Genomic DNA, 12,447 nt, shown 5'->3' on the forward strand with positions numbered 1-12,447 from the left:
TTACCAATAGGCCGTTATAGTGTCAATTGAAATAAGTTTAACGAATTTGTCTCCTGTTTCTTCCAAATACACCTGCAAAACCTGCCACCGGAAGGTTCTTCTGGGAACACGGTAATGAAAAAAGAAACAACGGAATCCGAAATCCTTTTTCTCAAAGATCCCTGAGTCCGTTGTTTACATATTTTTTAATATATTAATGTTTTTCCCTTTTCATAAGCACAAACGCAACGCCCGCCGTGATGAACTCTGATACAGTCACCGTAAGCCAGATTCCGTCTACACCAAAGAGTGCCGGGAGAAGGAACACGAACACGCTGTTTAAGATCACTCCGCGGAGCAGTGTGATCGTTAAAGAAAACCGCGGTCTCACAGTAGACTGGAAATACATTCCGCTGATGATGTTCCACTCGCTGACTAAGAAGCAGAGGAAATACAGCCGGATCGCCGGGACCGCCATTGTGAGGATCTCCGGTGTCGGGTCCAGGAACAGATAGGACAACTGTACCGGGATCAGCATGCCGATCGCAGTGAATATGAAGCCTGCGGCAAATCCGGTCCGGACTCCCAGTTTTCTCGCCTCGCCGACTCTCTTCAGGTTTCCCGCGCCAAAGTTCGCGGAGAGCAGCGGCTGTACTGCCTGAGCGATACCGTTGGAAATGGACGATGCCACAAGCGCGGTGTTTGTGATGATTCCATAGACCGTGATTCCCATCTCTCCCACGTAAGCGAGGAGCTGGCGGTTAAACAGCAGCATCACGAAGCCGTTGGAAACCTCCAGAATAAAGCTTGCGAGCCCATTTCCGAGCACCTCCGGCACCCGTCTCCACACATCGCTAAATTCCAGCTTCAAGTGGTTATCTTTCGAGAAAAAATGGCTTGCGAGGATCAGCACCGTGAGTGTCGTTCCGGTGGCCGTCGCCAGCGCCGCACCTCCCATTCCCCATTTCATGATAAAAATGTATACATAATCCAAGATCACATTGGTGACGCCTCCGCTGATCACGCCCGCCATGGCAAGCTTCGGCGCACCGTCATTTCGGACGAATGCCTGAAGGAATGAAGACAGGGCAAACATGGGAGCCGCTGTTGTGAGCACAGTTCCGTAAGGCACGGTGTATTCATTTAAGAGCGGGGTATTTCCCATAAAAGTAATCAGAGGGTTGAAAAAGATTCTTCCCAATATCAGAAAGACTGCTGACAGAGCAAGCACCACACAGAGTGCCGCCGTAAAATAACTTCTGGCGCGTTTTTCATCGCCGCGTCCTCTGGAAAACCCAAAGAGAACGCTGCCGCCGACTCCGCACATCATTCCGATCCCGAAATATGTGTTGTAGAGCGGCAGTAAAATATTCATCGCCGCAATACCGGAACCACCGACTCCGCGTCCGATCATCATCGTGTCAGCCAGAATATAAATAGATGTCACGAGCGTCGCGCTGATGGACGGCACCAGGTAACTGAAAAATACCTGGCGGACCGGGGATTCCAGCATGTTGATCTGTTTCATAAGTGTTGCTCCTCAATATTCTTCAAAATGTATTTCGATATACCTTGTTCTTCTTTCTAACAGCAATATTTCAGCAGCTCTTTTTGCAAAGCTGCTGATTTCTTAGTCTGCGATGTTAAAATTCGTCCTTGCATATCCTGCCAGCGTGTCTGCCATCTTTTTTCCATACTCTGCGGCAAAATCATCAAGGACTCTTTCAGCGATCCGTGTCCCCTCTTCCCCGAAGATTGCTTCACAAACTTCCCGGTATGCCCAGTAGGAGTGAGCGCAGTGGTACTCGAAAGATCTGAGGCCTGCCGGATTTTTTGCCATATTAGACTCCGGCGTCAAACCGGCGTTCCGGATCGTCTGTATACAATAATCATGGTCATGGAGTGTCTGGGAGACCTCATAGCGAATCTCCGGGTTGAAACCTCGGGAAATGGACGCATCCAGGTCCTTACAATAGAGAAGCCCCGCTTCCGGGAGTCCCATATTCTTAAACTGGGTATGCCACGGACAGACATGGATGTGGATCTGAAAGTCCGGGCTTAAGCTTGTCGTCTCGGACTGGTTTCCGAGTCCCTGTGCTTTCACCTCTTCCGTGTTGACCCACTCACCGTACTGGCAGTATGTCTCATAAGTCAGAGGTTTTCCGTCCCGGATCGCCCGCTGTGCCATCCGACGTCCACGCTGTTCGCCGTAATATCGGGTGGCATGCAAAAATGCCGCCTCGCCGCGGTCACTGAAGATTTCCTTCAGGTAAACATAATATTTTGCCGCAATAAATGCATGTGACAGTTCTGTAAATCCCATAATGCTTCCTCCCGTCCTACATTCTATTCTTCTGCTTCACCATAGCGCTCTGGCTTGTATACAAAGTCCATGCTGTGGACAGACTCATTTTCCCGCATGACCAGATATCCGCGTGCTTCTTATTTCATCTCTCCAAGAATATCCGACAACTGCGCAAACTGTGCAAGGCTTAACGCCTCGCCGCGGATCGTCGGAGTGAGTCCCATCTCTGCGATCGCTGCCGCGATCTGTTCCTTTGTATACGGAAGCTCAGGCGCATTTCCGAGACCGTTCTGCAGCGTCTTTCTTCTCTGATTGAAGGACGCGCGGATGATCTTAAACATCAGGGCAGGATCCCTCACCTCAACCGGCATCTCCTTATGTCTTGTAAGCCGGATCACCGCTGATCCCACATTCGGGCGCGGGATAAAGCAGTTCGGCGGTACGTTCGCTACGATCTCCGGCTCCGCGTAATACTGGACAGCCAGGGACAGGGCACCGTAATCCTTGGAGCCCGGACCTTCCTTCATGCGGTCCGCCACTTCCTTCTGGACCATGACGGTAATATTGTCGATCGGCACGCCGCTCTCAAAGAGCCCCATGATGATCGGAGTCGTGATATAGTACGGCAGGTTCGCAACGACCTTGATCGGCTTTCCGCCGTTGTATTCCTCTGCCAGTGCCTTGATATCGACTCTTAAGATATCCTCGTTGATGACGGTCACGTTGTTATAATCCGCCAGTGTCTCCTTTAAGATCGGGATCAGGTTCCGGTCGATCTCGACAGCGACCACATGACCGGCATTTTCTGCCAGATACTGGGTCATGGTTCCGATCCCAGGTCCGATCTCAAGGACACAGTCATTCTTTGTGATCCCGGCTGCAGAGATGATCTTCTCCAGTACATGGGTATCGATCAAAAAGTTCTGACCGAACTTTTTCTGAAACATGAATTCATACTTCTGTATGATTTCTATGGTATTCTTTGGGTTTCCCAGATTTGCCATTTATTTCTCTCTTTCTATTTTTGACTGCGCTTTTGCGCAGGTGCTTTTATTTACGCGAACAACGAGCCAAAGTCCGCGCTTGCGCGAGACCTTGGCGACTGTCGCGATAACAAGGGGAAACTCGCGAAGCGTGTTTTCACTTGTTACATGAGATGCATCTTGTATACAAAATTTGATACTATTCCGATATCGCAGTCCGATCGGTCTGATCATCCCGAAACTCCTACTCTGTGATCCGATACAGCGCTCTAGCGTTCTTCGTCGTCTCCCGGATGATCTCTTCCTTGGAAACACCCTTGATCTCTGCCAGCTTCTCCACCACATACGGCAGATTTCCGGAATGATTTCTCTTTCCGCGGTTCGGCACCGGTGCCAGATATGGGCAGTCCGTCTCAAGAACGATCCTGTCTAGCGGTGCGTATTCCGCCACTTCGATCAGTTTTTTCGCATTTTTAAAGGTCAGCACTCCGCCGATCCCAAGGTAATATCCCATATTCAGATATTCCCTCGCCATCTCCACTCCGTAGGAAAAGCAGTGGATTACACCGCCGGTGGCACCGTTATGTTCCGCTTTCATAATGTCCAGTGTGTCCTTCGCCGCGTCACGGCTGTGGATGATCACCGGGAGTCCCGTCTTTTTTGTTACCTCAAGCTGTGCCGAAAACCAGTGTTTCTGAATCTCCCGCTCCGGCTCGTCCCAGTAGTAGTCAAGACCGATCTCACCGATCGCCACAACCTTCGGATTTTCTGCCAGGGATTCCAGCCACTTCATATCCGCGTCCGTAAGCTCCGCCGTCTCGTTCGGATGCACACCCACCGCCGCATACATGAAGGAATGCGTCTCAGCTAACGCCAGAGTTGTTTTTGTGGATGCGATGCTCGCGCCGACATTCACAACGGTTCCGATTCCCTGTTCTTTCAGTCCCGTGAGCACTTCCTCCCGGTCCGCATCAAACGCCTCATCGTCGTAATGGGCGTGTGTGTCAAAAATATAGTCCATTCTTTCTGTCCTCGAGTCATATGTCGTTTTCTTTTTCATCCGGAGCCGGCATCTGTAAGACTTTTTGCACCATCTCATTTTCTACAGTCCCACAGCCATCTTGATTCCCCGGATCACCAGCAGATGCAACGGATAAAACAGATAGAAAATTCTTCCGCTCCCACTGCCCTTTTCTCCATTGTAACGGTTTATCAGAAAAATTGCAACGCAAGCCGCAGCGCCATAGAAATCCATATACATACAAAATAAAAGCACAACGCAGACAGCTGTGCGAAGCTGTGGTTCCGTGCGCAATGTATACAATATAACGATCAGCAGCACGCCCATAAAGCCATAATCTGTTTTCAGACAATCAGCTGCCAGTCCAAAAGGAACCGCCGCCAGAACCCGGATATACCGCTCATATTCCAACGGAAATCTCCTCTGGCCTACTGCCTTCCTGCCGCCATCTCCTGTTTTTTTCCTGTTTCCGTATGACACTCCAGATCCACTCCCGCAGATCAGATCGCCAACCCAGACTGCCAGAAGTCCCAGAAGTAATGTGAACACCGTATTCTGATCCGCCGGAAAAAGCCATGTTCCCCCCGCCACAAGATCAAAGGGGATCTCCGAAATAACTGCCAGCAGAAGCAGCCTCAGCGCATACCATCTCCGGTCTCTCGTATGCGCCGCACCCTCCGCGATCATAAACGCAAAGAGAGGAAAAGCCACACGCCCCACAAGGCGCATGGCTGTCCCACAGAGACTCCAGGCAACGCCCGAAGCCAGTTCTGACTGTTCAATAAGCCCAACGGCCGCATGGTCGATGACCATGCTGACCAGGGCAATGTTTTTTATCTGTTCCGCCGAAAAGCAAAAGCGCACTTTCACTTAGCAGACCTCAGAACCGGACTTGATATCCTTTGCCGGTGTCATTAATGCAAGGTTGCCCTCATCATCCTCCGCGCAGAGGATCATGCCTTCCGATAACATGCCTGCGAGCTTCGCCGGTTTTAAGTTCGTAACGACCATAACCTTTCTGCCGACCATATCTTCCGGTTTATACCATGCCTTGATTCCGCTTAGGATCTGTCTTGTCTCAGAACCGATCTTAACCTGGGAGCAAAGTAATTTTTTGGACTTCGGAACCTCTTCACACTTCACGATCTCACCGATCTGGAACTGAAGCTTTGCGAAATCATCATATGTGATCTCCGGCTTCTTCTCAACGTCCATGCCCGGCTTCTCTTCTTCCTTCTTCTCTTCCTGTTTCTCTGCTGCGGCTGCTGCCTTCATGGCCTCAACCTTCTCCATAACGTCCTTGATGTCCATACGGGCAAACAGGATCTCCGGCTTCTCTGTAACCTTGTTTCCGTTCGGGTACAGACCGAAGGTATTCATGTTCTCCAGCGATCTCTTCTCTGTGTTTAACTGAGCGAGGATCTTCTCAGAAGTTTCCGGCATGAAGGAGAATAACAGGGACGCACCGATGGTGATCGCCTCTGTGAGATTGTAAAGAACGGTTGCAAGACGGTCCTTCTTTGCCTCGTCCTTTGCGAGTGTCCACGGAGTTGTCTCATCGATATATTTGTTGCTGCGGCGGAAGATATTGAAGATCTCTGTGATCGCGTCTGCAACGCGGAGCTTGTTCATCTTCTCGTCTACTTTCTTGACCGTCTCAAGAACGGTTGCCTTTAACTCTTCATCCACCGGCTCTGCAGCGCCCTTGTTCTCGACAATTCCGCCAAAATATTTATTTGTCATGGAAACGGTACGGTTTACAAGGTTTCCAAGGATGTTGGCAAGATCAGAGTTCATGCGCTCAACCATAAGATCCCAGGAGATCACGCCATCGTTCTCAAACGGCATCTCATGAAGTACAAAGTAGCGGACTGCGTCAACGCCGAAGAAGTCAACGAGTGTATCAGCGTAGAGGACATTTCCTTTGGATTTACTCATCTTGCCGTCACCCTGTAACAGCCACGGATGTCCGAATACCTGCTTCGGAAGCGGAAGGCCGAGAGCCATTAGGAAGATCGGCCAGTAAATGGTATGGAAGCGGATGATATCTTTACCGATCAGATGAAGGTCTGCCGGCCAGTATTTCTTAAACTTCTCGTCGCTGTTTCCGTCACAGTCATATCCGATTCCCGTGATATAGTTGGTCAGCGCGTCAAGCCATACATAGGTAACGTGCTTCGGATCAAAGCTGACCGGGATTCCCCACTTGAAGGAGGTTCTGGATACGCAAAGATCCTGAAGTCCCGGAAGCAGGAAGTTGTTCATCATCTCGTTCTTTCTGGATACCGGCTGGATAAACTCCGGATGCTCGTTGATATATTCGATGAGCTTCGGAGCATATTTACTCATACGGAAGAAATATGCCTCTTCCTTTGCCGGCTGTACCGGACGTCCGCAGTCCGGGCATTTTCCGTCAACGACCTGGGACGGAGTCCAGAAGGACTCGCACGGTGTGCAGTAAAGTCCCTCATAATGTCCTTTATAGATATCGCCCTGATCATATAATTTCTTGAAGATCTTCTGGACCTGTTTCTCATGGTAATCATCTGTGGTCCGGATGAATTTATCATAGGAAGTGTTCATGAGATCCCAGATCTCCTTGATCTGACCTGCAACGTTGTCTACGAACTCCTTCGGGGTTACGCCTGCGTCTGCAGCCTTTAACTCGATCTTCTGACCGTGCTCGTCGGTTCCTGTCTGGAAGTAAACGTCATAGCCCTGTTCTCTCTTGTAGCGTGCGATCGCGTCTGCTAATACGATCTCATAAGTGTTTCCAATATGCGGTTTGCCAGATGTATAGGCGATCGCTGTGGAAATGTAGTATGGTTTCTTACAGTTTGTACACATGGATTGATTCCTCCTGTTTTTTTATCTCTTTTTACGGCTCTTCTCCTGCCGGTCGTTTTTATTGCACAATGACATAAAAAAGAATGTGCTTTGGCACGTTCAGAGCTCTCGCGCAGTCTCTTGCGACAACCTGCCTCCTCGCGCAAGTGTGCGTTTTTGTTTAACAGGACGTTCCTTCGGAGTTTCCTGTCAAATAAAAAAAGCCCGTCTTTAATTATTAAAGACGAGTCTCCCCGTGTTACCACTTTAAATTCGGCGGTGCCTCACGGTCATCGCCCTCACCGGCTGTCAAAAACAACCTGACACGCTAACGGGCGCTTCCGGCACAGGCTAACACGGTTTCCGCTTTCACCTGCACAGCTCCGGGACCATCTTCTGCCGTCTCTTTGCTCCCCTTTCTCACCAACCGGGGTCTCTGAAAGCTTCCTTTCGGCATACTCTTCCCTTCCAAGCTTTTTCCATATGATTCCTTTAGTCTATCCTGTTCGAATAAATTTGTCAAGGTATCGTTTGTTTTTCCGGCGTTTTATGTTACAGTTCAGCCATGCATCTTCATCAAAACCATCGCATAAATGAACTCTGATATTTTTATTGATTTTTTATCCGCAAAAGACTACACTGTGGTTACCAAAAAACTTTTTCACAGATCTTTGCATCGGTATCCTGCGGATCTGCGGCGTCTCTTAACTCTGGAGGAATGAGCTTATGAATCATACATTACTTAACAATCAGGAACGCGCAAGACAGCTCCGGATCCGGGTCGAAAATATCACGATCCTTCTGCTCGCCGTCTTTTCCTTTTTCCTGTTCCTTTTAACCTTTTTCCCGTTTTCCAGGATCTCGAAGGCCATGCAGGGATCCTTTGAGATGGGGCGCATGGTTCAGCGTGCCTTTTCCATTGTTCTTTTCGTATTGTCCCTGCAGTTATGGAAGAGAAAACGGAACGCATGGACAATCGCCGTAGGGATCTTTGTCCTCAATTTTCTGCGCGGACTCATTGGAATGGGACATCCGCTGCACAACGGGATCATGATTCTCGACCTTTTCTTATTTATCCTGTTTTTCATCACGCGGAAAGATTTCTGCTGCCCGGCCGGACGCGGAAACCGCCGACAAACACTGTTTCTGGCACTTTTTGCCATCATCGGTGTCCTCATAAATGTAGGGATCACCTGGCACTATATGCGGCTCGGAACCGCGGACGGTGCTTCTGTCTCCTTTGCCGACAGCTTCACTCTGGGAATCAGTATGATCTTCGGCATGGGAAGTCTTCCCGCGTCTATGGCTGACCGCCATGGAACGGAGTTCGTCCTGTTCTGGTTCAGCTGGGGCTGTATTCTCGCCGCTATTCTCTGTGCCGTGCGCCCGTGGATTCAGAAACAGGCCCACGGATCCCAGGAAATCCAGCATGCCAGAACACTTTTAAATCTTTACAGCCAAAATCCCTGCTCCTATCTTGCACTGGAGGATGACAAATGCCTGTATTTTGGTCACTCAGTCTATGGCGTGCTTCCTTATGGAACTGTCGGTGACACCATCGTCGTAAACGGTGATCCTGTGTGCAGAGATGAGGACTTTCCGGCTCTCCTGACGGAATTCAGAGAATTCTGTCAGAACAGCGCCCACAATATCTTCTTTCTCGGCCTGACTGACTATTATCTCAGTGAATACGAAAAGCAGGGGTTCGGTCTTGTAAAGAGCGGTGAGGAAGCGCGTTTCAAACTCACCGATTACGAGATCAGCGGCAAAAAAGGCGCGAAAATGCGCATGAACATCAACCATGCCACAAAAGCCGGTGTCACCGTCCATGAATACAAGGTCCTTGAGAAACGCAATCCGGCTCTTGACCGGGAATTCGACCGGATCACCGATGAATGGCTGGATGGCAAGAAGAGCGGCATGCTCCAGTTCACCATGGGTACCGTAGGGCTTGAGGATCCGATGGATAAGCGTTATTTCTACGCATTAAATTCTGATGGAAAAATGGTTGCCTTTATCGTCTTTGTTCCATTTCTTGGAAAAAACGGCTACATGGCAGATGTGACAAGGCACGGGAAAGACGCGCCCAGCGGAGTCATGGAGACGATCATATACGAGGCATTTCAGGTATTCAAGGAAGAAGGCATCGGCTATGGCAGCCTCGGTGTTGCCCCTCTGGCAGGATTAAGTGCCGAGAGCAAAAATCCGATGGAACGTCTTCTGCAGTTTATCTATGACCACTTAAATGCCTGCTATGGATTCCGGGATCTTTACCGCGCGAAAGAAAAGTACAGCCCCACCGAATGGGTTCCGTCCTACTACGCATATCTTCCGAAATATCCGACACCGGGCATGCTCTACGCCGCTGTCGAGATCCAGAATCCACACGGGATCCGCGGTTACATTCTGACTCTTCTTAAGGGAGAACTGCACAAATGGAAAAAATGACCTGCCGTCAGGGAATGGCGGATACGCCTCAGGTGTGGATCTATTATAAGGAAAGCGGGCGCGGCACTCCCATCTTAATGCTGCACGGAAACGCGGAGACGCACCTGATCTTTGATTATTACGAAAAAAAGCTGTCCATGAAATACCGTGTCATTCTCATGGACAGCCGCGCCCACGGGCGCTCACGGATCAAGCCGGAATACGCGGAATCAGAGTTCACTACCACAGATATGGCGAGGGACGCAGCAGCGCTTCTGGATATCCTTCATATCCCGTCCTGTATTCTTTTTGGATTCAGCGATGGGGCAAATATCGCCTTGGAATTCGCATCCCTGTTTCCGGATCGGACTCGTGCCGTGATTGCCATCAGTGGAAATGTCTCACCGGATGGGCTGATTCTTCCTGTCCGGGCTTTTTGTGTGGGGAAATACTTCTGTCTGAAAGCGGCGACAAGTCTGTTCCGGGAAATCTGCAAAAAAAATCCTGCCGCTTCCTGCATCCTTTCATGTCTTTTCCGTCATCAACAGCTCGCTTCCCTGCTCTGCAATTCTCCCATGATGTCCCGGGAGCAACTTGAAAATGTCCAGGCGCCGGTTCTCCTGATCGCCGGAACGAGAGATCTGGTGAATGTCTCCCACTCCCGCCTTATGGCCCGGCTGATTCCCCGGGCGCAGTTAGTTTTGATCAAGGGGGCGACCCATACGTCCATGTTTGGGCGTAAAGCGTTTTATTTGAAAATCATCCATGATTTTCTGGACAAATCACAAGCATAACAATAAGCCCTTTTCTCTTTCTCAACAATAAGTCCCGGCACCTCCACCGGTCGGTCATTTTTTATCGCTGTATAGTTCTGTTTTTACCGGCAAAGCATATATTGAACCAAATGGCTGTTTCTTCCGCGCCTGGTCAGCCAATATTTTTCGGAGGTCCGAAGATCTATGGCTTTTAAAACATTCCGCCTTGCTGTTGCCGCTTTAGTTTTGACCGTTTTCATTACTGCCTGCCAGAATGACCGGATCTCCCGGGCCCTTTCCCCGGAGACCGGGGAATTTTATTCTTCTGATGCTCTTTCCTCTACCCGATCCGGTCATTCCGAAGAGGAGCGAAAGCTTCAGGCAGATTTCGACGCCTTCTGCACGGAACTGTTTCAGAAAGAAATGGAGTCTTCCAGCACTCTGGATCTTCACTATACACTTCTGCACCCGGAAAATTATGGAATTGATGCTGAGGATGCTGCTCTCGGTACATACCGTCTGTCGGAGCTCATAAAAAACAGCCGTGAGATTCATGACCTGAAGGAAAAGCTCTCCGAGTTTGATCCCCATATGCTGCCCGATGACCAGCAGATCCTCTATGACTCCCTTTCCGAGAGAATTGAGACCGGTCTGATGGCAGAAGGTTTAGAACTTTATGATCAGCCTCTCGCTCCCACCATCGGGATCCAGGCACAGCTTCCGATCCTGCTGGCGGAGTATTCTTTTCACTCGCTTCAGGATGTGGAAGATTATCTCACTCTGCTTTCCCAGCTTGATTCCTATTATGGGGATATCCTCTACTTTGAAGAGCAGAAGGCGGCTGCCGGACTCGGACCATCTGATGCCTCGATTGAACGGATCCTGGAATCCTGTCAGAGTTATCTCATAGATCCCGTGAACAATTTTCTCACGGAAACCTTTGAGACACGGTTAAATTCTCTTTCCACAGATATTTCCCTGTCGGAACAGCAGAAAAATAATTTCCGCTCCCGCCATCTTGAGGTCATAAAGAACTCGTTTCTTCCCGCTTACCGCCATCTGATCGATGGGCTCTCCGGATTAAAGGGACGCGGTATCAATGAAGGTGGGCTCTGCGGATTCCGGAATGGCAGACGGTATTATGAATATCTTCTACGATCCGGTCCCGGCCTTTCTTATAATATAGAAGAATTAAAGGCAGCTCTGTCTGACCGGATGCAGAAAGATCTGGAAACGATTTCTTCTCTTTCGAAAAAGACAGGTCCTGATCTCTCCTTCCGCCTTACCGATCCACCTGCGATTCTGGCTGATCTGCAGACACAGATGTCCGGAGATTTCCCGGTTCTTTCCGAATCCTCAAAAAAATATGAGATCCGGTACGTTCCCGCGCAGCTGGAATCTACGTTAAGTCCGGCGTTTTATCTTACTGCACCCCTTGACGATCCCACCCGGAATGTGATTTATATCAACAACGGCAGCACCAGCGCAAAAGACGAACTGTACCCAACACTCGCCCATGAGGGCTTTCCCGGTCATCTCTACCAGACCGTCTATTTCCGGGAACACACACACAATCCTCTGGCGGCCCTGCTCACCTGTTCCGGGGCAAATGAAGGATGGGCAACTTATGTAGAACAGCTGTCCTACTTCTATGATAATGGTCTTTCTGAAGAAACCAGCGCTTATCAGGCCGCCATGCGGTCCTTTTCTCTCTGTTTTCACTCACTTTTAGATATCGGGATCAATTATGACGGCTGGTCAAAAGACCGGGCTGCCGCCTTTGTCCGCACCTGCTTTGACGCGGATGACGCGCTGGTGGAGGAACTCTGGCAGACCATGATCGACAATCCCACAAATTATCTGGAGTACGCCGGCGGATATGTGGAGATCATGGAGATGCGGGAGGAAGCAGAAAAAAAGCTGGGGAACCGATTTTCCGCGAAGGAATTCCATAAGTTTCTTCTCGATCTTGGCCCCGTGCCGTTTTCTGTGACACGGAAATACTTTACATTATGGCTCCAACAGAAATAGCCTGTAAGAAAAAAAATAAAGTGTGTAAGTTTTTGCCTTAGTGTGGTTCTTTCTGAATTTTGGGTATAGCGTATAAAATATTAGCTGGTATCAATTCGATACCAGCTTGTTTTACAACAA

The 12,447-nt window shown here is 49.6% G+C and carries 9 protein-coding genes and 1 other annotated feature; of the genes, 3 read left to right on the forward strand and 6 right to left on the reverse strand.

Features of this window, described 5'->3' with window-relative positions; all coding sequences use genetic code 11:
* Positions 1-193 precede the first annotated feature (193 nt).
* The 6 genes from DW826_RS11130 to metG all read right to left on the reverse strand — a co-directional run bounded on the left by DW826_RS11130 (position 194) and on the right by metG (position 7,135).
* Complete coding sequence (locus DW826_RS11130; protein WP_117552746.1) at positions 194-1,507, reverse strand: MATE family efflux transporter; 1,314 nt, start codon at positions 1,505-1,507, stop codon at positions 194-196.
* Between the two features lie 102 nt (positions 1,508-1,609).
* A complete protein-coding gene (locus tag DW826_RS11135) occupies positions 1,610-2,302 on the reverse strand; it encodes an L-2-amino-thiazoline-4-carboxylic acid hydrolase (RefSeq protein WP_117552747.1) in 693 nt (230 codons plus the stop codon).
* A gap of 119 nt (positions 2,303-2,421) precedes the next feature.
* On the reverse strand, positions 2,422-3,288 hold the full coding sequence (gene rsmA, locus DW826_RS11140; protein ID WP_117552748.1) for a 16S rRNA (adenine(1518)-N(6)/adenine(1519)-N(6))-dimethyltransferase RsmA: 867 nt from the start codon (positions 3,286-3,288) through the stop codon (positions 2,422-2,424).
* Positions 3,289-3,511: 223 nt separating this feature from the next.
* Positions 3,512-4,288 carry a TatD family hydrolase gene (locus DW826_RS11150; RefSeq protein ID WP_242994089.1) on the reverse strand — a complete coding sequence of 259 codons (777 nt, stop codon included), beginning with the start codon at positions 4,286-4,288 and terminating at the stop codon, positions 3,512-3,514.
* An 81-nt stretch (positions 4,289-4,369) separates the two neighbouring features.
* Entirely contained in the window at positions 4,370-5,158 is a 789-nt protein-coding gene (locus tag DW826_RS11155) for a TraX family protein (protein ID WP_117483898.1), read from the reverse strand.
* Complete coding sequence (gene metG, locus DW826_RS11160) at positions 5,159-7,135, reverse strand: methionine--tRNA ligase (RefSeq protein WP_117483897.1); 1,977 nt, start codon at positions 7,133-7,135, stop codon at positions 5,159-5,161.
* 216 nt (positions 7,136-7,351) lie between these two features.
* Positions 7,352-7,594: a binding site (T-box leader), on the reverse strand.
* A 246-nt stretch (positions 7,595-7,840) separates the two neighbouring features.
* Between metG and DW826_RS11165 the strand changes: the two genes are divergently transcribed.
* The 3 genes from DW826_RS11165 (at position 7,841) to DW826_RS11175 (ending at position 12,327) form a co-directional block, all read left to right on the forward strand.
* Entirely contained in the window at positions 7,841-9,562 is a 1,722-nt protein-coding gene (locus DW826_RS11165) for a DUF2156 domain-containing protein (protein ID WP_117552749.1), read from the forward strand.
* Positions 9,550-10,335, forward strand: coding sequence for an alpha/beta hydrolase (locus DW826_RS11170; RefSeq protein WP_117552750.1), 786 nt, complete (start codon positions 9,550-9,552; stop codon positions 10,333-10,335). Before DW826_RS11165 ends, DW826_RS11170 begins: the two co-directional genes overlap by 13 nt.
* Before the next feature lie 165 nt (positions 10,336-10,500).
* A complete protein-coding gene (locus DW826_RS11175; RefSeq protein WP_117552751.1) occupies positions 10,501-12,327 on the forward strand; it encodes a DUF885 domain-containing protein in 1,827 nt (608 codons plus the stop codon).
* Positions 12,328-12,447: the final 120 nt, after the last annotated feature.

The organism is Clostridium sp. AM34-11AC, from assembly GCF_003435375.1.
Taxonomy (GTDB): Bacteria; Bacillota; Clostridia; order Lachnospirales; family Lachnospiraceae; genus Pilosibacter; species Pilosibacter fragilis.